Here is a 20,316-nt window from a genome sequence, read left to right on the forward strand (position 1 = left end):
TTTATATGTACGATTATAGCCTATTGTTGACTACTTCTTAGTACAGGAAGCTTTCTTATCAAAGCGAATTTTACCTGTTTGGATCACGGCATTATCAAATAATCCGTCTTCCATTGAAGGACGAAGCGTATAGTAGCCTTCTATTTCCACATAAGCCGGAGTCCCTGCTTCTATTCCTGTCTTGCTGTAGCCACGCTCCAAGTCGATATTTTCAGAAGCATCATAGAGTTTGCCAGTACGACATTCGGTAAAAATTGCAGAATCAGCAAAATAGCTATATTCTCCAACGAGTTTTTTTGGAATAACCTTTTCTAATTCATAATTAAATTGTGATTGGATTGGCTGGCCATTGATATCCAGCATGACCAGATTGTCGTCCTTCATCTGATAATAAGATTTTTTACCATCTTGATTAGTCAAAACGACCTTTTTCCCCTGTATTACCCAATTTCCGGTATCAAAGAAAGTATTTTCCTCACTTTTGGCTTCCAGATAAGTCTGCCCTAATATATATGCCCCATCTTTACCAAGTTGTAAGGTGGTCTCAATACCTGAGCAATCTGCGCAAGGTACAATGCCGTTAAACACTTTCTCAGTTGGCAAAATCGTACCAAGAGAGACAGTGTTGTTTTGTGCGCCAGAACCATCCTGTAACAAAGGATAGTTCTGGCAACCAACCGCAGTGAGTACTCCTGCAGTTAGCAATGCAAACAATACTTTTTTATTCATCATCATTTTGATCCAGTAAATTCAACAAATAACCCATTTCTATAACGTCCACTATCTATAAAACATGAGCGTTAAGTAACAAGATTGACGTTACTTTACCGTATCCCAAAATACACGGGGAGAAAAATCAAATATTATGGCTTCATTTCACACTGAAAATCACAGGATTAACCTGCATCCCAATATTGAGGGAATTTTCACAAATTTATTCAGTAATCACGGAAAGTTTACTGTGCTATAGTCGTAGATAGCATTTTTTTGTGTTTGAATTTTGGTCAATCACGGGCGGCACAATCACCGCCACTAACATAGTGGTGAGCAAATATGTCTATAGATAACGAAGAATATCAACCAATTAACTGTGACGATTACGATAACCTTGAGCTAGCTTGCCAACGTCAACTGTATTTACATGTTCAATTGCGAGGTGATGAAGTATTTGAAGGGAAAGCGTATAGATTGATTTTACGAAAAAAGGTTGAATATCTTCTCGCTGAGTCAAATGAAGGAACCCGTGAATTAAGGTTGGATCACATTATCAGTTTCAGCAATCCAGAAATTGGAACGATTGTTATTGAGCACTCTTCATTATGATAACAAATAACGGCTAGAACGCTTCGATTCAGGAAAAACCCTTGCAGAACAAGGGGTTTTCCTTAAAAACAGTTTACTTTGACTATAAATTAAACAATTCCGTAATCCAGATTTATATTAATGAGCGGTTAACCCCATCATTCACCATGAGGCGAGATTTTCTTCCATTGCACTGAAAGTCCCGCATCATCAACCAAACTTTGACCTTCTTTCGTGACAAAAACGCCCAATGCCGCAATCAGTTTCTCATCATAATAGAGCAGTGGTGTTCTCTCTCTGAGCCAAGGCGCAACGCCCAATTCCTGCCACAATTTTTTACTGTGACGGGAATGCTGTCGCCCCACAATGCTAATATTACCTTGAACACCAAAACGAATAGTCACTTTCTCATTTTTATCTGGCATCCTGACTATAATGCCGTTTTCTTCAGAAAATATTAACACTCCCAAACCATCTGGCAATACCAGTTTCTGCTCTATATCCCATTCAAGAACAGTATCCGCCAAAAGCTGATGCTGAGGAACCAGCCAAAGTTGCTGCCGATAGCGACGAATATCATATTGCCCTAATCTAAAGCGAGGCTCTGCATCTTGCCGAGCGAGCGCCACTTCCGACCAGATTCGTTGGAGCTGGGCTCGCTCAGGCATTTTTACACCGCGTTGATTGAACCAGCGACGTAACAACGCATTTCTTTTAGCTTCTGAATAACTTTCTAAAGGAGGAATAGATATCGTACCTTCCAATGTGGTCAATGAACTTAATGACTCGCTCAGTAATTCATCCAGTAATTGCTCTTGTTCCCCGCACAAGCTGGCACTGCGGGAAACTGCTTGTGGGAAATAAGACCAACGCTGATTAAGCAACGGCATAATATGCAAGCGCAAAAAATTGCGATCATAGCGATCATCTTGGTTGCTATCATCTTCAACCCATTTCAATCCCTGTTCCTGTGCGTACTCTTCTAACTCCGCACGATTGGCATTCAGCAATGGCCGGATTAATGTCGTTCTGGCAAATGGCATACAAGAAGGCATAGAAGATAATCCCGCAGGACCACTCCCACGTTTCAATGCCAATAAAAAAGTTTCAGCCTGATCATCAAGATGTTGTGCTGTTATTAAAATTTCATCCTGCTGTAATGCTTGCTGGAAAGATTGATATCGAGCCTCTCGAGCCGCAGCTTCAATACCATTCTGGCGAATATCCAGATTCACTTTTTCAGTACAAAAATCAACTTTCCAATCAGCACACACCTGACGACAATGATCAACCCAAAAATCCGCCTTGACGTTTAAACCATGATGAATATGCATTGCCCTCAACACTATCAGATTACGATCTGTTTGCAGGTATTCGTCACGTAAGCGAACCAGCAAATGCAGCAATACGGTGGAATCCAACCCGCCACTAAAACCAACCAAAATCTTTTTATGCCGTCCGATTTGTTCTGTCAGTGCCGTCAGAAGTGGCTCATAAGTATTTGCCATTATGGAATTGAACCTTTCTTCATGTTTACCAAATCAATCCTCAACCAAATCATCTTGCAGCTCATTCAGCTCAGAACCGTTCTTCTTAACTCTGAGACAAAGCATTCCAGAGATGATAACCAGACCCAAACCAATAATATAAGCAGGAACAAACGCATCACCAAAAAACAGAATAATCCACATCATGGATAAGATAGGTGATAAAAATAGTATTGATGCGATCTTATGGGAATCCGGGCTACTCATTGCTTTGAACCAAATGATATAAGAGACTCCATTGAGTATGATGCCGTTAAGCAACGTTGGTATCAGTGAATCACCAACAGATAAGTTGATGCTGCTGAACGCTAATACAAACACGGCAGAAACTAATGTGGAAAAAGCAAACATCCAGAACGTACTGAGATAGGGATCAATAGCAAATTGTCTCGATAATACAGACATCAGAGCAAAACAGAAGGCCCCACTAAATACCAGCAGCAATGCTTGGGGGTGCTCTACTGCAATCTCCGTAATATTACCTTTTGTAAAGGTAATCACGACAGCCATGAATCCTATTGCAATACCAATCATTTGTCTGATTGACAATCTTTCTTTGAATATAAAGAACGATAATCCAATAATCATTAACGGCCAACTATATTGAATCACCAAAACAGCAACACCATTCTCAATGGAATAGCCATAGTACAGCAATAAATAGAAGAAGCAGTCTAAAGCACCTAAAATTGACACCTTAATCATAACCGGGAAAGGGATATATAATAATTGTTTCCAGCTTCTGCCCATGATAAGAGCGACTACAAATACCGCTAAAACTGACAGGACATTTGACCAGAATAAATACTGGAAGTGATCCATCTCTTTCTGCCCAAAGCGCGCTATAGAAGGAATAAAACTCCAGATAAACACACAAGAAAATGCATAAATAATATATTTATATTTGGCCATAGAAAACTCAATTTATTATTTTAAAGTCTAGCCGATGAGGCACCCTATATCATCCTACTGTCATCATTCCACTGTCATCCCCCATAAATAATAAAACAGGCGGAAATACTGAGGAATTATGTCTCCTCAGTGCTTTCCACCTGTTATTAACATCATTGAAGATGGCATTGCATTTATACCCGTCGCCTTTCAACTTGCGGCTTTGTTAGCTGCATCTCGCAATCCATTAATCCATTGGGTATATAAAAAATGGTTATCAATAAAACAGCCTTTAGAATTTACTTTCAAGAATTAGCAGTAACCGTATTGCATTAAGCGCTCATAACGACGATTCACTAATTCTTCATCATTCAGTTCACTCAACTCTGCAAGGTCAGCCAACAATTGAGTTTTCAATGATTCTGCTACTTTCTCATAGTTACGGTGTGCCCCACCTAAAGGTTCTGGGATAACCATATCAATCAGCTTCAATTCTAGCAGTCGGGGAGCTGTATTTCCCATCGCTTCAGCAGCCAATGGTGCTTTATCAGCACTCTTCCATAAGATAGAAGCGCAGCCCTCTGGGGAAATAGTAGAAAACGTGCTGTATTGCAGCATATTTATTTTATCACCAACACTGAGTGCCAACGCACCACCGGAACCACCTTCACCGATAACAGTACAAATAATCGGTACAGAAAGACGGGACATTTCACGCAGGTTACGCGCAATCGCCTCTGACTGGCCACGCTCCTCAGCACCCACGCCCGGGTACGCACCGGGAGTATCGATGAAAGTAATGATTGGCAATTTGAAACGCTCTGCCATTTCCATTAATCTCAAAGCCTTGCGATAACCTTCAGGCGATGGCATACCAAAGTTACGACGGATCTTCTCTTTTGTTTCACGCCCTTTCTGGTGACCAATAATCATGACTGGACGACCATCAATGCGAGCTAACCCACCCACTATCGCCTTGTCATCAGCATAGGCACGATCACCAGCCAATTCTTCAAAGTCAGTAAAAATGAGCTTAATATAATCCAGCGTATAGGGACGAAGAGGATGACGAGATAGCTGGGATATTTGCCATGCCCCTAAATCAGAGAAAATCTTGCGAGTCAGCTCCTGGCTTTTTTCCCGCAAATTCTGGACTGCTTCATCCAGATTGATATCTAGCTTTTCATCTTGACGGCTAACTGCGGTGAGCGAATCAATTTTCGCTTCCAGCTCGGCAATCGGCTGTTCAAAATCCAGAAAATTCAGACTCATAACGTTCCTATTTTAGTCAAATTCTAATTCTACCTGCTCGTTACCCAGCAGAGTTCGCAGATCTGTCAAAAGGGTATCCGTTGGTGTTACCCGCCATGTTGCACCGAATCGTAAACGGGCACGGGCATCTACCCGCTGATAATAAAGATGAACCGGTATCGTCCCCGAACGATGTGGCTCCAATGCACCACGAAGACGGTTCAATAATTGTTCATCAATTTGCCTGTCTGACAACGAGATAGCAAGCCCACGTGCGAATTTTTCACGAGCCTCGCTGATATCCATTAATTCACGGACTGTCATTTTAAGCCCACCATTGAAGTCATCAAAACTGACTTGTCCGGTAGCAATCAAAATTTTGTCCTGTTCCAGTAAATGCTGATACCTTTCCAATGCATCAGAAAACAGCATGATTTCCAGCCGTCCTGAACGATCATCAAGCGTACTGATACCAATCCGGTTGCCGCGCTTGGTCGTCAGTATCTTAGAAGCCAGTACCAAACCTACCACAGTTGTTGTCTGACCACGAGGTGTCGGGTTCACATCTTTTAGACGCATCCCATTTGTATATCGTTCAATCTCTTTTAAATAGCCGGTAATCGGGTGACCGGTTAAATACAGCCCCAGTGTTTCCCGTTCACCATCCAGAACAACCTTATCAGGCCATTTCGGTGTACTGGCATACGAAAGTTCAACCTGTTCTGGTTTTTCAGCTAACACACCAAACATATCTGTTTGACCAATGGCTTCAGCCTTGGCATGTTGGTCTGCTGCTTTTAATGCATCTTCCAGAGAAGACATCAGCGCTGCACGATGTGGCCCCAGTCTGTCGAAAGCACCAGACATAATCAGCTTTTCCATCACACGGCGGTTTATCTTTTTGATATCAACCCGTGCGCACAAGTCGAAGAGTTCCTTGAAATGCCCTCCTTTCTTGCGCGCTTCAATCATGGCTTCAATTGGCCCTTCGCCCACGCCCTTGATAGCACCAATGCCGTAAACTATTTCACCTTCGTCATTGACGTGAAAATGATATAAGCCACTGTTGATATCTGGCGGTAATACTTTAAGCCTCATACGCCAGCATTCATCCACCAGACCAACCACTTTTTCAGTGTTATCCATATCCGCCGTCATTACGGCTGCCATGAATTCTGCTGGATAGTGGGCTTTCAGCCATAAAGTCTGATACGAAACCAGCGCGTATGCTGCGGAGTGCGATTTATTGAAGCCATAACCCGCGAATTTCTCCACCAAATCGAAGATTTTCATCGAAAGTTCGCCATCAATCCCTTGTTTTATCGAACCCTCTTCAAATACTGAGCGCTGTTTGGCCATCTCTTCGGGCTTTTTCTTACCCATTGCACGACGAAGCATATCTGCGCCGCCGAGAGTATAGCCGGCCAAAACCTGCGCAATCTGCATCACCTGCTCCTGATACAAAATGATGCCGTACGTCGGTTCCAATACAGGTTTTAGGGACTCATGCTGCCACTCAACATCAGGGTAAGAAATCTCTTCCCATCCATGTTTACGGTCAATAAAGTTATCCACCATGCCTGATTGCAACGGCCCGGGGCGGAACAATGCCACCAAAGCGATCATATCTTCAAAGCAGTCAGGACGCAGACGCTTGATCAGATCTTTCATTCCACGCGATTCGAGCTGAAATACGGCGGTGGTTTCAGAGCGTTGCAGCATATCGAAACTTCTCTGATCATCCAGAGGAATAGCCGCGATATCGATAGGCTCCAGATCTTTCGTGGTACGACGCACATTAACCATCTCAAGTGCCCAGTTTATGATGGTTAAAGTTCTCAGGCCAAGGAAGTCAAATTTAACCAGACCCGCGTATTCCACGTCGTTCTTATCGAACTGGGTAACTGGGTTTTGCCCTTCGGGATCGCAATAGATGGGCGCAAAGTCGGTGATTTTAGTGGGTGCAATAACAACACCACCAGCATGTTTACCGGCATTACGGGTAACCCCTTCCAGCTTGCGCGCCATGTCAATCAGCGCTTTGACCTCTTCATCCGCCTCGTAAATTTCAGGCAGTTGGGGTTCGGCTGCGAAAGCTTTTTCCAGCGTCATACCGGGATCAGGCGGCACCAGCTTTGATATCCGGTCAACAAACCCGTACGGATGGCCCAATACACGTCCAACGTCACGGATAACCGCCTTCGCAGCCATTGTACCGAAAGTAATGATCTGCGATACCGCATCTCGCCCGTACATATCTGCTACATGATCAATCACCTGATCACGTTTCTCCATGCAGAAATCGACGTCAAAGTCAGGCATGGATACACGTTCAGGGTTAAGGAAACGTTCAAACAGCAGGTCGAATTCCAGAGGATCGAGATCAGTGATTTTTAAAGCGTAAGCAACTAAGGAGCCTGCACCTGAGCCACGCCCCGGCCCTACGGGAACACCGTTATCTTTTGACCACTGAATAAACTCCATCACGATCAGGAAGTAACCGGGGAATCCCATCTGATTGATAACTTTCAACTCAACATCCAGACGCTCATCATATTTCGATCGCTTTTGCGCCCGAATTTCCGAATCGGGATAAAGAAATTTCAGACGTTCTTCCAAACCTTGTTGGGATTTTTCAACCAGGAAATCTTCCGTGCTCATATCTCCCGTTGGAAACTGCGGAAGAAAATATTCACCGAGACGGATTGTGACATTACAGCGTTTAGCAATTTCTACGCTATTTTGCAGCGCTTCAGGAATATCGGAGAAAAGCTCACACATCTCCTGTTCACTGCGCAGATATTGCTGAGAACTGTAGTTTTTAGGGCGTTTCGGATCAACCAGTGTATAACCATCATGGATGGCAACTCTAATCTCATGCGCGTCAAAGTCTTCGCTTTCCAGAAAACAGACATCATTCGTTGCCACAACGGGCAGATTTTTTTCTGCCGCTAGATCTACCGCAGCATGAAGATAATTTTCTTCATCCTGACGACCCGTACGAATGAGTTCAAGGTAATAGCTATCCGGGAAATGTTCTTGGTAAAAATTGAGGCACTGCTCCACCATCGCACGATTACCACGCAGCAGGAATTTCCCTACATCCCCCATGCGCCCACCGGATAACAGGATTAAGCCACCTTTGTATTTCTCCAGCCATTCCCGTTTGATGGTCGGCCCGACTGCACCATAGCCTTTTTGGTAGGCCTCTGAGATCAACAAGGCCAGATTTTGATAACCTTCATTATTACGTGCAAGAACCGTCAGATGGGCATACTCATCCCCCAACAAATCGCTTTCCACATAAAAATCAGCCCCAACAATCGGCTTGATGCCAGCGCCGTGGGCACTGCTATAAAATTTCACCAACCCGCACAGGTTGGTAAAATCGGTAATCGCAAAAGCTGGCATACCCAATCTGGCCACTTTTTTCACCAGTGGGCCAGTTTTAGCTAAGCCATCAATCATTGAATAATCGCTGTGAATACGTAAGTGCACAAAACGTGGTTCTGTCATAGTCTGCCCAGATTTTTATCCAAGACCTAACGCTCGTTTAACCGGCGCAAAACTTTTACGGTAATGTTCCGTGGCACCAAACAAAGCGAGCTTTTCGAGATGTAAGGCCGTCGGATAACCTTTATGTTTCGCAAAACCGTAATCAGGGAACTGTTTATCCAGTTCTGTCATTTCTCTGTCACGCGTGACTTTGGCAAGGATAGAAGCTGCACTTATTTCGGCAACCAGACTATCACCTTTAACCACCGCTTGCGCAGGCATCGCTAATGCAGGGCAGCGATTGCCATCAATCAATACATAATCAGGCGTGATGACTAAACCAGCCACTGCCCGTTGCATGGCAAGCATCGTAGCGTGAAGAATATTGAGATGATCGATTTCTTCCGATTCTGCCCGACCAAGACTCCAGCACAGTGCTTTTTCTTTAATTTCCAAGTACAACGCTTCACGGCGTTTCTCCGTCAATTTTTTCGAATCCATCAAGCCTGTAATTGGTTTAGCAGGATCGAGAATTACCGCCGCCGTGACGACGGCCCCTACTAATGGACCACGCCCGACTTCATCAACACCGGCAATCAAATTCGCCTGAGGATAAACAAAATTCATTATCTTCTCGCTAATTTCAGAACGGCTTGAGCAGCCTGTTCATCGGCATCACAGCGAATGCTTTCATGCAAATGCATAAACGTTTTTTTCAACGCCTCCACACCATCGCCACCTTGCAGAAGAGGTAACAACGCCTCCGACAATGCCTGAGGTTCACATTCATTCTGTAATAACTCTTTGACTAATTCTTTCCCTGCCAGCAAGTTAGGCAGAGAAACATACGGCGTTTTCACTAAACGTTTTGCCAGCCAGAATGTAAACGGTTTCATTCTATAGCCCACCACCATTGGGCTTTTAGCTAACATACACTCCAATGCTGCTGTACCGGATGCCAATAAAGTCGCATCACTGGCAATCATAGCCTCACGGGCTTTACCATCCAGTAAGTGAATGGGTAAATTCGGCGCAATTTCATCTTTGATTTTCTGAAACTGTTCATGTCGTTTAGCATTTACCAGAGGAACCAATACGTGCAGGTCTGGTAATTCATCTCGCAATAATTGTGCTGTTTTTAAGAAATCAGCACTTAGCATCTCTACTTCAGTATGACGACTACCGGGCAGTATCGCCAGACAATGGCCATCCAACGGCACTCCCAGAACCTTTCTGGCGGCTGCTTTATCCGTCCGCAGAGGCATCGCATCTGCCATAGTATGGCCAATGAACCGACATGGTACGTTAAACTGATCGTAAAATGCTTTTTCAAATGGCAAAAATGCTAATACCAAATCTGTAGCCTGACCGATTTTAAATACCCGCTTCTGACGCCATGCCCATACCGATGGACTGACATAATGGATCGTTTTGATCCCTTGCCGTTTAAGCCGGCCTTCTAAAGTGATGTTAAAATCAGGCGCATCAATGCCAATAAATACATCCGGCTTCAACTCAGTAAAGCGCGCTGTTAAATTTTTGCGTATTTTCAACAGACGGGGCAAGCGCCCAAGCACTTCAACAATTCCCATAACAGCCAGCTCTTCCATCTCATACCAGGCTTCACAACCTTCCGCCTGCATAAGAGGACCGGCGACACCCACAAAACGGGCATCCGGAATTTTTGCTTTTAATGTGCGAATCAGCCCTGCCCCAAGAATATCGCCGGATGTTTCTCCAGCAACCAAACCAATTGTAAGCGGCCGCTGATTGTTAATAGAAGAAATGGTAGCCAAAGGAGTATCCTTCATCTACTTAACGAATAATGCCACGGCTGGATTTTGCGGAATTCACCAGAAAATCACTGAATAATTTCACATGCAAGTTATCTTCCGCCAAGATATCGATCTCTTTTCTGGCTTCTTCTAATGATTTGCCACTGCGATAAAGCATTTTATAAGCATTGCGGATTGCGTGCAGAGACTCTTTATTAAATCCACGACGCTTTAAGCCTTCAATGTTCAAACCAAAAGGAGTAGCGTGATTCCCTTGGGCAATAACGTAAGGGGGGACATCTTGAGCAACACCAGAACAACCGCCGATCATAACATGAGAACCAATCTGGCAGAATTGATGGACAGCCGTCATGCCACCGATAATGACATAATCACCCAGGATCACATGCCCACCCAATGTGCCATTATTTGCAATGATACAATGATCACCAACAATACAATCATGCGCAATATGAACATTGATCATCAACAAATTATCACTACCAACTTTGGTCAAGCTACCACCCTGAACAGTACCACGATGGATAGAAACACTTTCACGAATGCGGTTACGATCACCAATTTCAACCCGGGTCGGTTCACCCTGATATTTGAGATCCTGATTGACTTCACCGATGGAAGCAAACTGGTAGATCTGGTTATCGCAGCCAATTTTGGTAATGCCATTAACCACAACATGGGATTTCAGTTCAGTCCCTTCACCAATTTCAACTTGAGAACCGATATAACAAAATGGGCCAATGTGAACATTGGCACCAATAACTGCACCTTCTTCAACAATAGAAGAATGATGGATAACTGCGGTCTGATCAATCATGAATTAAGCCTCACGACGGCGAGCACACATCATTTCAGCTTCACAAGCCAATTCTCCATCGACTTTCGCCACACCCTTGAAACGTGCAACGCCTTGACGTTCTTTAATAAATTCAACTTCCATAATCATTTGATCACCGGGTAACACCGGACGCTTAAAGCGAGCCCTATCAATTGCAGCAAAATAATACAATTCATCCGGCTTTAGTGACCCAGCACTTTTAAATGCCAGAATACCAGTAGCCTGGGCCATTGCTTCGAGGATAAGTACACCTGGGAAAATTGGCTTGCCAGGAAAATGCCCCTGAAAGAACGGTTCATTAAATGTGACGTTCTTAACTGCACGCAGAAATTTACCTTCCTTAAAATCCAGAACACGGTCTACCAATAAAAATGGGTAGCGGTGAGGAAGTAAATTCAAAATTTCTTCAATTTGTAGAGTATGATTATTACTCATCTAAATACTCTTCCTGTCTATATAAGAATCATAGTATTAACGACACGGCCTGCTTTAACCCCAAATTCAGAGTTATCAGGCAGGCCGCAAAAATTAAAAACATAACCAAAAATGCTTAACCAAAATTGTTAGTGAAATTACTTTCCTTCACTTCTCAATTGACGTTCCAGTGACTTCAATCGCTTATTCATTTCATTGATATTCATGACTAAAGCCGCAGTCTTACGCCAGGTTTTGTTCGGTTGTAATGGGGAACCCGACGAGTATACACCTGGCTCTGTAATTGAGCGTATTACCATACTCATCCCCGTTATGGTTACTTTATCACAGATTTCTATGTGCCCATTGATGACGCTCGCCCCGCCGATCATACAATAACGACCAATTTTTAGGCTACCCGCCATAATTACACCACCAGCTATTGCTGTATGGTCACCAATCGTTATGTTATGGGCGATCTGGCATTGGTTGTCTATGATAACACCATTACCAATAACTGTGTTATCCAACGCGCCACGGTCAATGGTTGTGCAAGCACCTATTTCAACTCGATCCCCGATGATTACAGTACCCAACTGTGGGATTTTAATCCAATTTCCACGATCGTTGGCATAACCAAAACCATCTGACCCTATAACACTTCCTGATTGGATTAAGCACGATTTACCGATTTCAACGTTATGGTATACCGATATGTTGGCCCAGAGATGAGTATCTGCACCAATCCGTGCATTTTTGCCAATAAAGCAACCTGCACCAATGATGACATTATCACCAAGAATAACACCAGATTCGATAACAGCATTTGCGCCAATCGCCACATCTTTGCCCAGAACCACATCGGGAGAAATGACTGCTGATAAATGGATATCTTGTGCGGGTTGTGGTGTTGTATCCATGATTTGCGCCATGCGTGCATACGCAAGATAGGGATTATCAACAATCAACGCTGTAACCTTACAGTGAGGAAGGTCTGCTTCACGCAATACAATAGCCGCAGCCTGACACTCAGCGAGTCTGTCATTATAGCGACTATCGGATAAAAATGTAATTTGCCCACTATTTGCTGAATGCATTGGCGCAATGCCGGTGATGACAATATCGCCATCACCTTGCAGCTGCGCATTCAACTGCTGAGCAAGGTCAGCCAATCGAATTGAAAACATCTACTTATTTAGCCTGCTTCAATACTTCTGCGGTGATATCTTTACCAGACGCAGAATACACAGCGGCATTCGCATCAAGAACAAGATCGTAACCCTCTTTACCTGCAACCACTTTAACAGCATCCTGAATGCGGCTCAGGATTTTATTGCGTTCTTCCATCTGACGACGACGATTATCGTTCTCAAAAGCCTGTGCTTTCTGAGCAAATTCATCACGTTTTGCCACAACTTCTTTTTCTGATTTTTCGCGCTCGCTGGCTTTCATTGTTGACCCATCGCGCTGCAATTTTTGAATCTTGGTTTGCAAATCAGATTCCATGCGCTGCAATTCGGATGCACGGCCTTTAAATTCGTTATCCAACTGTTTTGCCACTGCTTCACGAGCTGGTAACTGTTGGAAAACTTCAGCAACGTTCACTAAAGCAATTTTATCTGCCGCCTGAGCACCCGCAGAGAACGCTAATGCCATACCCAAGCTTGCAGCACACAATACTTTTTTCACTATAAACTCCTTTGACCCACGCTATTTTTACAGATTAGAAGACTTAATATCGCCCTACCTAATAATAGATAATAGGACGCTTTTTTTACCAAGAACGGTTAATAATTACCACGTTTTTCCGATATTGAACTGGAATTGCTCCGATCTATCACCCGCATATTCCTTGATTGGCTTCGCATAAGAGAAGCTCAATGGCCCTAACGGTGACAACCATTGCAGAGCAATACCGGCTGAAACACGGATATTATTTGGCTTGCTGTAGTCGGGCATCCCAGCGTAAGTCTTACTCCAATTGGTATCCCATACCGTTCCCGCATCCACAAAAAATGAAGTCCGAACTGAATTAGAATATTTAGCATCAAGGAATGGAGTTGGCACAATCAGCTCAAAACTAGCAACCGCCACCGCGTTCCCGCCCACGGCATCACGAGATGGGCTATTTTTCGTTGGTTCTCCTCCTTTGTCCAAATAAATAGCCTTAGGCCCGATATTATTCGAACGGAAGCCACGAACGCTGCTGGAACCACCAGCGTAGAAGTTTTCATAGAATGGCATTTCTTTGCCACCTAAACCACCACCATAGCCCAGACGAGTACGTCCCGCCAGCACCCATGAACGGTCGTCATCCAGAGGATAGTAACCTGCTGAGTTCCAGGTGACTTTATAGAATTGGTTCTTTGAACCAGGAATTGTCACTTTCGTATCCAGCGATGATCTTAAGCCAGAAGTCGGGAAGAAACCACGATCGAGATTGTTGTAATTCCATCCCACTGTCATCGTGAAATCGTTGGAATCAAATTTGGCTTTATCATCAAATCCCGGATTTTTGCCCATTTTATATAAATAACGCCACATTGCAGCCTGTGGGCGCATGTTAGACAGGGAGTTATGCACATAACCCAGTCTCAAATTCAAGGCATTATTTTGATTCAATGGGAAACCAAACGATCCCTCAGCACCATATCCTTTGTTGGTATAGTCGGAAAGATCAGCACCATCGGCACGGAAGTCATTATAGAATACCCGGCCTCCCAAACTGACACCGTTGACAGTGAAGTAAGGGTTAGTTACGGATATATCAGCCGATTTTGAATAGTCATTCTTAGTAGCATTGATAGCCACGGAATTGCCCGTTCCTAGCCAGTTTTCCTGTTGGACACCAACCTGGAAACTCATGCCACTTTCTGTACTAAAACCAATGCCAAAGTTCATGGAACCGGTATTGCGCTCTTTAACTTTATAGACCACATCAACTTGGTCTGGGCTACCCGATACACGTTCGATGTCCACATCAACAGATTCAAAATAACCGAGTCGATTTAAGCGTTCTTTACCCTGTTCAACCAGATCACTACCCAGCCACGCCCCTTCCATCTGGCGCATTTCACGGCGTAGTACCATATCCTTACTGACATCGTTTCCTGAAAAACGAATTTTACGCACATAGAAACGGTTGCCAGCATCGACACTCACATGCAGTTTAACCGTTTTATCAGCATCGTTAATTTCAGGTTGTGTCATCACCCGGGGATAAGCATAACCATAACGACCGAGCCGATTTTTGATGGCGGCTTCCATCCTTGTCACTTCAGCACCGTTATAAAATGAACCCGGCTCAATTTTGGTCAGTTCTTCTATTTGTGACTGATAGCCTGCTAAATTACCGTTCAAATCAACACCTGCAATTTTATATTGATCGCCTTCGGTGATATTAACGGTGATATAGATGCCTTTTTTGCCCGGTGTCAGATTCACTTGAGTCGAATCTATGCTGAAACGGGCATAGCCTCGATCAAGATAGAAACTGCGCAGGGTTTCAAGATCACCTGCTAATTTTTGTTTCTGGTATTTCTGGTCAGCCGCCATGTTCCACCAAGGAACGTCGTCCCTGAGTTGGAAATGATTAAGCAGCTCATTGGTAGAAAAGGCTTTATTGCCAACAATATTAATTTGCTGGATCTTGGCAGAAACCCCTTCTGAAAAAACAAGCTTTAAGTCAACACGGTTGCGAGGCAGTGGAGTAACAACTGCTTTCACTGTTGCGTTGTATTTACCGACGCTGTAGTAAAAATCTTCCAGCCCTTTTTCAATATTCGACAGCATGGTGCGGTCAAGGGCTTCACCAACACGAACACGAGAGGCCTCAAGGTTCTGCTTGAGCATGTCATCTTTCACCGATTTGTTACCGGAGAAAGTGATGTTGGCTATAGTTGGTCGTTCTTTTACCTGAACAACAAGTGAATTTCCATCACGCAGGACACGAACATCTTCGAAATTTCTAGTCGCAAATAGTGCGTGGATCGTGCGACTAACATCTTCATCACTGACTGAATCACCTATGCGAATTGGCATGTTCAGTAATGCTGCACCAACGGTGACACGTTGAAGCCCCTCGAAATAAATGTCCTGAACCACGAATCCGTCTGAACTGTATGCAGTGGCGCTGCCGAACAGCAGCGACGCTATGAACAACTTTTTCATCGCCATCGTTGTTATGCGTTTTCCTAACCGGTCCCCCACCTTAAAAGCGGGAGAAATCATTGAAAAGTGCAAGCCCCATTAATAACACCAGTAATATAGCACCGATGCGATAACTGAAGTCTTGTACACGCTCGGAGACCGGCCCTCCCTTTATCTTCTCGATAGCAAGGAAAAGCAAGTGTCCACCATCTAGTACAGGTAATGGGAACAAATTAATGATCCCAAGATTGACGCTAATCAGCGCCAAAAACATTAAATAATACACCAAGCCAAAATCAGCTGATACTCCAGCACCTTTGGCTATAGAAATCGGGCCGCTCAAGTTATCGAGCTTCACATCCCCCACAATTAATTTACCGATCATATTGACGGTCAGTTTCATTAATTGCCAAGTTTTGTTTCCTGCCTCGTAAATGGCGGAGAAAGGCCCGTATTGCTGAATAATCTTATATTCATCCGACAGTGGAATAAATTTAAGTTCAACACCGGCAAAACCTTCTTCACGGTCATTGGACAACTTTTTGATTTCAGGAATCAGAGACAGGGGAATTATTTCTCCCGCCCTCGCAACGTCCAATTTTAGAGGAATATTGGGATTCTTCCTGACAAAAGATGAAAAAGTGTGCCAAACATCTACATCTTGACCATCGACTTTAACGATCCTGTCCCCACTTTGTAAACCTGCTTTTTCAGCGGCTGAATCAGGATAAACTTTTTCCACTTGCGAACTAATCCGAGGAACAACGGGCATAATTCCCAGAGACAGCAAAACATCCTGCTTAGCCGGGTCGAATTCCCATTCACGCAAATCTAACGTCTTTTGAATGCCATCTGTGGTATCCAAAGGCGTGAAATCTACGGTTACGGATGTTTCACCAACTTGGCTGACCATAGCAAGACGTACCGCATTCCAATCAGGAGTTTCGATACCATCAACCGCTTTTAGTTCCATTCCAGGCAAAATATTTGCCTGAGCGGCAATGGAATCCGGTTTAACATCTAACACTACCGGGCGCACAGACGGCACGCCAATGACAAAAACCAGCCAATAAGCTATAACAGCCAGAATGAAGTTTGCAATTGGCCCAGCGCTGATTACTACTGCACGCTGGCCAATAGTTTTATTGTTGAAAGCCATATGGCGACGCCCAGGAGAAACTTCTTCTACCCGTTCATCAAGCATTTTGACATATCCACCAAGAGGGATAAGGGCAATGACGTATTCTGTTCCCTGTTTATCTGTACGACGCCAAAGTGCTTTCCCAAAACCAATGGAAAAGCGTTCAACATAAATACCACACCGTCTGGCAACCCAAAAATGACCAAACTCATGTACAGTGACAAGAACGCCCAATGCAACAATAAATGCAGCCAGATTCCAGAGAATATCCATTATTTACCTTCAGAGAGCAAATCCAGAAGAAATCAACATTACCAATCCTGAAAACACAGGAATTGCCGCTGTTAAGCTATCTACCCTGTCCAGAACGCCACCATGCCCTGGAATTAATTGACTGCTGTCTTTGATCCCTGATTCCCGCTTGAACATACTCTCTGTCAAATCGCCAAAAACCGAAGCAATAACCACTACCGTGGAAATCAACAGCAAATGTTCCGGCATTGCAGGAACAGGGGCAAATTTACCGAACAGCCACGAAATCAGTGCTGCGGTCAGCAACCCTCCGGCAAGCCCTTCAAGCGTTTTACCCGGTGATACCCTAGGCGCCATTTTATGTTTACCCATGGTTCGGCCGAAAATATAGGCACCTGAATCGGCAGCCCATACCAACAGCATCACATACAACAGCCACCATGCACCATCATAAGTATTGTTTTCATAGCTATGAGTACGCAGTACCATCATCCCACAATAAAATGGCACGATAGTCAGAACACCAAACAGCAGGCGCAATATAACCGATGATTTCCAGATAGAAGCAGAGGCTGGATAAGTAACCACTAATAAAATAGCGACTACCCACCAAATTATCCCTGCCCACAATAGATATATAATTTGAGTTTTTTCAATAAGATGAGAAAAATCCGACAAAGAATACTGCAAAGCCAATAAACCTACAGTAAATAACACTGCCAATGTAATGCGTTTAGCTTGAGTAAAGAGACCTGCAAATTGCCCCCATTCCCATGCGGCCAGCGCAGAAACAGTAATGACAACCAGTCCAAATCCCGATGGGGGCAGGAAAAACAGTGCTGCAACAACAAGCGGAATTAATATCAACGTAGTTAAAAGACGGTACTTCAGCAAGTTCTCCTCCTATGATCCCACTTCGGCATCGTCTGGTATTGTTCCGCCGAATCGGCGTTCTCGTTTGGAAAAGGCATTAATAGCACCTTCAAAAGCAATTTCATCAAAATCAGGCCAAAGTATATCGGTAAAATACAATTCTGCATAAGCGATCTGCCATATCAGGAAATTACTGATACGATGCTCACCTCCCGTTCTGATTACAAGATCAACTTCAGGCTGCTGATTTAAATTGATGAAACTGCCAATTGTAGCCTCAGTAATCTCTTCAGGTGCCAGTTCACTTGCCTTAACTTTGTCGGCAATTTGCTTAACACCCTGAAGTAAATCCCAACGTCCGCCATAATTAGCTGCAATATTAAGCTGCAATCCGGTATTGCCCGTGGTTAATTCAACTGAACGGCGAATACGTTCCTGCAACCGTGAGCTAAAACGACTGATATCACCAATGACAGACAATTTTACATTATGCTTATGCAGACTCTTCACTTCATTATCAATAGCAAAAACAAACAATTCCATTAATGAGCTGACTTCTTGCTGTGGGCGATTCCAGTTTTCACTACTGAAAGCATATAACGTCAGTGATTCAATATTATGTTTAACTGAAAAACTTACAGCACTACGTACAGCTTTAATTCCTGCACGATGGCCAAAAGCTCTTAATTTACCACGCTTTTTTGCCCAGCGGCCATTACCATCCATAATGATGGCAACATGTCTGGGTACCGTTGGCAATGAGTCACTATCATTGGGAGATATCACTCAAAATAATCCTTAAATAACTAGGCTGGGCTTACAATAAATTCAATCGCTTCCAAACATGAAAAAGCCGTGTCACGTGTTAATTATTATCACGGCTACCACGGCTATTTCTGGCACGGCCTGAATGAAAGCCTTTACTCTGGTTTTGCTATCAGAACACGGGCGCAAAGTAATTGAATTGGCGATTATAACATCTATAATTTACCCGCGAACTATATCATTTGCCAAAACGCAAACAAACATATACTTATTAACAAAATTCGCTACTTAGCAAAAATTCTGATGGTTTTTCTCGCCGCAATTCTGGCTATTTTATCGATTTCTAAGACCTCTTCTATATCTTGAGGTTCAGATAAATTTAATTTTTCTACCACTAATCGATTGATTTTCGCAATATCTGTGAAACGGATTCCATCTTTCAAAAAAACATCAACGGTTTCTTCATTCACTGCATTCAAAACAGTTGTTGCTGCCTGCCCTTCATGACAAGCTTCAATAGCCAACTTCAGGCAAGGGTAACGCTGATAATCCAGTGTTTCAAAGGTGAGCATACTCAGCTCGGTAAAGTCCAGTGGTTTCGCGCCAGATTGAATACGGTTGGGGTAAGCCATCGCATAAGCTATGGGAGTACACATGTCCTGTGTTCCCAACTGGGCAATAATACTGCCATCTTGATAGCGGACCATAGAATGAATGACTGATTGAGGGTGCAATAATACTTCCATTTCCTCAGCGGACGCATTGAACAAGTAACGTGCTTCAATGTACTCCAGCCCTTTATTCATCATGGTCGCTGAATCAACTGAAATTTTACGTCCCATTGACCAGATTGGATGTGCACACGCTTCATCCGGTGTAACATCAGGCAGCTTATCCAGAGATGTTTTACGGAATGGGCCACCCGAGCCTGTCAGTATAATGTTGGAAATACCATAATCCTTCAAATTTATATTGCCAAGATTATGTTGAACCTCAGCAGGCAAACTTTGGAAAATAGCATTATGTTCACTATCAATGGGTAACAGTTGCGCTTTGTATTGCGCAACTGCATCCATAAACAGGCGCCCACTGGTAATCAGTGATTCTTTATTCGCCAACAGAACTTGCTTACCCCGACGAATAGCCGCCAGTGTTGGTAATAGCCCTGCTACACCAACAATGGCAGACACGACTTGATCGACATCTTCCAGTGCCGCTAAATCACAAATAGCCTCTTTGCCGAATAAAACTTCGGTTTGGTTTCCTTGTTCTTGCAGTAATTGACGTAACGCATTCGCAGATTGCTCATCCGCCATCGCTGCGTATAGCGGGCGGAACTCCAGGCACTGCTGTGCCATAACTTCAATATTTTTCCCAGCGATGAGTGCGACAACATTGAATTTCTCTGGATTATTTCGGACAACAGAAAGCGTACTTTTCCCAATCGAACCCGTTGAGCCAAGAATAGTTAACCGTTTCATTTTAATACTCTGAATATGCTACTGATATAAATATCGCATTAGTTTGAGCTGTACAGATCGCTATGTCCATCGTTTGAGAAAGAAATGTGTATACACTTCGTCTTTCAAACTGCCTCTTTGT

Annotated in this window: 17 protein-coding genes; 1 reads left to right on the top strand and 16 read right to left on the bottom strand. The window is 43.7% G+C overall.

What is annotated here, in order from left to right; translation table 11 throughout:
• Window positions 1-30: 30 nt before the first annotated feature.
• Window positions 31-735, bottom strand: a complete 705-nt coding sequence (gene nlpE / locus BM329_RS02705) for an envelope stress response activation lipoprotein NlpE (protein WP_339351601.1) — start codon at window positions 733-735, stop codon at window positions 31-33.
• A 318-nt stretch (window positions 736-1,053) separates the two neighbouring features.
• Here nlpE and rof point away from each other — a divergent pair, with 318 nt between their 5' ends.
• The gene (gene rof / locus BM329_RS02710; protein ID WP_092548539.1) at window positions 1,054-1,323 is read left to right on the top strand and encodes a Rho-binding antiterminator; all 270 of its coding nucleotides are present in this window, start codon (window positions 1,054-1,056) and stop codon (window positions 1,321-1,323) included.
• Between the two features lie 137 nt (window positions 1,324-1,460).
• Here the strand turns inward: rof and tilS are convergent, their stop codons facing one another.
• From tilS to ispC, 15 genes are all read right to left on the bottom strand, one after another.
• Window positions 1,461-2,810 carry a tRNA lysidine(34) synthetase TilS gene (tilS, locus tag BM329_RS02715; RefSeq protein ID WP_092548542.1) on the bottom strand — a complete coding sequence of 450 codons (1,350 nt, stop codon included), beginning with the start codon at window positions 2,808-2,810 and terminating at the stop codon, window positions 1,461-1,463.
• A 33-nt stretch (window positions 2,811-2,843) separates the two neighbouring features.
• Window positions 2,844-3,761, bottom strand: a complete 918-nt coding sequence (locus BM329_RS02720) for a DMT family transporter (RefSeq protein WP_092548545.1) — start codon at window positions 3,759-3,761, stop codon at window positions 2,844-2,846.
• A 291-nt stretch (window positions 3,762-4,052) separates the two neighbouring features.
• Window positions 4,053-5,012, bottom strand: coding sequence for an acetyl-CoA carboxylase carboxyl transferase subunit alpha (gene accA, locus BM329_RS02725; protein WP_092548548.1), 960 nt, complete (start codon window positions 5,010-5,012; stop codon window positions 4,053-4,055).
• Window positions 5,013-5,024: 12 nt separating this feature from the next.
• The gene (gene dnaE, locus BM329_RS02730) at window positions 5,025-8,507 is read right to left on the bottom strand and encodes a DNA polymerase III subunit alpha (protein WP_092548551.1); all 3,483 of its coding nucleotides are present in this window, start codon (window positions 8,505-8,507) and stop codon (window positions 5,025-5,027) included.
• Between the two features lie 15 nt (window positions 8,508-8,522).
• Window positions 8,523-9,113 (bottom strand): ribonuclease HII, encoded by a 591-nt coding sequence (gene rnhB / locus BM329_RS02735; protein ID WP_092548554.1) that lies wholly within the window; start codon window positions 9,111-9,113, stop codon window positions 8,523-8,525.
• The gene (gene lpxB / locus BM329_RS02740) at window positions 9,113-10,297 is read right to left on the bottom strand and encodes a lipid-A-disaccharide synthase (RefSeq protein ID WP_092548558.1); all 1,185 of its coding nucleotides are present in this window, start codon (window positions 10,295-10,297) and stop codon (window positions 9,113-9,115) included. Before lpxB ends, rnhB begins: the two co-directional genes overlap by 1 nt.
• A gap of 4 nt (window positions 10,298-10,301) precedes the next feature.
• Window positions 10,302-11,099, bottom strand: coding sequence for an acyl-ACP--UDP-N-acetylglucosamine O-acyltransferase (lpxA, locus tag BM329_RS02745; protein WP_092548561.1), 798 nt, complete (start codon window positions 11,097-11,099; stop codon window positions 10,302-10,304).
• A gap of 3 nt (window positions 11,100-11,102) precedes the next feature.
• A complete protein-coding gene (fabZ, locus tag BM329_RS02750; protein ID WP_092548564.1) occupies window positions 11,103-11,555 on the bottom strand; it encodes a 3-hydroxyacyl-ACP dehydratase FabZ in 453 nt (150 codons plus the stop codon).
• 137 nt (window positions 11,556-11,692) lie between these two features.
• Window positions 11,693-12,721 carry a UDP-3-O-(3-hydroxymyristoyl)glucosamine N-acyltransferase gene (gene lpxD, locus BM329_RS02755; protein WP_092548567.1) on the bottom strand — a complete coding sequence of 343 codons (1,029 nt, stop codon included), beginning with the start codon at window positions 12,719-12,721 and terminating at the stop codon, window positions 11,693-11,695.
• A gap of 4 nt (window positions 12,722-12,725) precedes the next feature.
• Complete coding sequence (gene skp, locus BM329_RS02760) at window positions 12,726-13,223, bottom strand: molecular chaperone Skp (protein WP_092548570.1); 498 nt, start codon at window positions 13,221-13,223, stop codon at window positions 12,726-12,728.
• A gap of 105 nt (window positions 13,224-13,328) precedes the next feature.
• Window positions 13,329-15,710, bottom strand: coding sequence for an outer membrane protein assembly factor BamA (gene bamA, locus BM329_RS02765; protein ID WP_092548573.1), 2,382 nt, complete (start codon window positions 15,708-15,710; stop codon window positions 13,329-13,331).
• A gap of 34 nt (window positions 15,711-15,744) precedes the next feature.
• Window positions 15,745-17,100, bottom strand: a complete 1,356-nt coding sequence (gene rseP / locus BM329_RS02770) for a sigma E protease regulator RseP (protein ID WP_245758997.1) — start codon at window positions 17,098-17,100, stop codon at window positions 15,745-15,747.
• Window positions 17,101-17,106: 6 nt separating this feature from the next.
• Window positions 17,107-17,970 (bottom strand): phosphatidate cytidylyltransferase, encoded by an 864-nt coding sequence (gene cdsA, locus BM329_RS02775; RefSeq protein WP_092548579.1) that lies wholly within the window; start codon window positions 17,968-17,970, stop codon window positions 17,107-17,109.
• Window positions 17,971-17,979: 9 nt separating this feature from the next.
• Window positions 17,980-18,675, bottom strand: coding sequence for a (2E,6E)-farnesyl-diphosphate-specific ditrans,polycis-undecaprenyl-diphosphate synthase (ispU, locus tag BM329_RS02780; RefSeq protein ID WP_245758998.1), 696 nt, complete (start codon window positions 18,673-18,675; stop codon window positions 17,980-17,982).
• 323 nt (window positions 18,676-18,998) lie between these two features.
• A complete protein-coding gene (gene ispC / locus BM329_RS02785; RefSeq protein ID WP_092548585.1) occupies window positions 18,999-20,195 on the bottom strand; it encodes a 1-deoxy-D-xylulose-5-phosphate reductoisomerase in 1,197 nt (398 codons plus the stop codon).
• Window positions 20,196-20,316: the final 121 nt, after the last annotated feature.

It is taken from the genome of Xenorhabdus koppenhoeferi (assembly GCF_900116635.1).
Classification (GTDB): Bacteria; Pseudomonadota; Gammaproteobacteria; order Enterobacterales; family Enterobacteriaceae; genus Xenorhabdus; species Xenorhabdus koppenhoeferi.

Coding starts and splice junctions, on each gene's coding strand:
- bamA (WP_092548573.1), bottom strand. CDS start 15,710: ATGGCGATGAAAAAGTTGTTCATAGCGTCGCTGCTGTTCGGCAGCGCC.
- BM329_RS02720 (WP_092548545.1), bottom strand. CDS start 3,761: ATGGCCAAATATAAATATATTATTTATGCATTTTCTTGTGTGTTTATC.
- accA (WP_092548548.1), bottom strand. CDS start 5,012: ATGAGTCTGAATTTTCTGGATTTTGAACAGCCGATTGCCGAGCTGGAA.
- rnhB (WP_092548554.1), bottom strand. CDS start 9,113: ATGAATTTTGTTTATCCTCAGGCGAATTTGATTGCCGGTGTTGATGAA.
- nlpE (WP_339351601.1), bottom strand. CDS start 735: ATGATGATGAATAAAAAAGTATTGTTTGCATTGCTAACTGCAGGAGTA.
- fabZ (WP_092548564.1), bottom strand. CDS start 11,555: ATGAGTAATAATCATACTCTACAAATTGAAGAAATTTTGAATTTACTT.
- dnaE (WP_092548551.1), bottom strand. CDS start 8,507: ATGACAGAACCACGTTTTGTGCACTTACGTATTCACAGCGATTATTCA.
- lpxD (WP_092548567.1), bottom strand. CDS start 12,721: ATGTTTTCAATTCGATTGGCTGACCTTGCTCAGCAGTTGAATGCGCAG.
- lpxB (WP_092548558.1), bottom strand. CDS start 10,297: ATGAAGGATACTCCTTTGGCTACCATTTCTTCTATTAACAATCAGCGG.
- ispU (WP_245758998.1), bottom strand. CDS start 18,675: ATGGATGGTAATGGCCGCTGGGCAAAAAAGCGTGGTAAATTAAGAGCT.
- rof (WP_092548539.1), top strand. CDS start 1,054: ATGTCTATAGATAACGAAGAATATCAACCAATTAACTGTGACGATTAC.
- ispC (WP_092548585.1), bottom strand. CDS start 20,195: ATGAAACGGTTAACTATTCTTGGCTCAACGGGTTCGATTGGGAAAAGT.
- lpxA (WP_092548561.1), bottom strand. CDS start 11,099: ATGATTGATCAGACCGCAGTTATCCATCATTCTTCTATTGTTGAAGAA.
- tilS (WP_092548542.1), bottom strand. CDS start 2,810: ATGGCAAATACTTATGAGCCACTTCTGACGGCACTGACAGAACAAATC.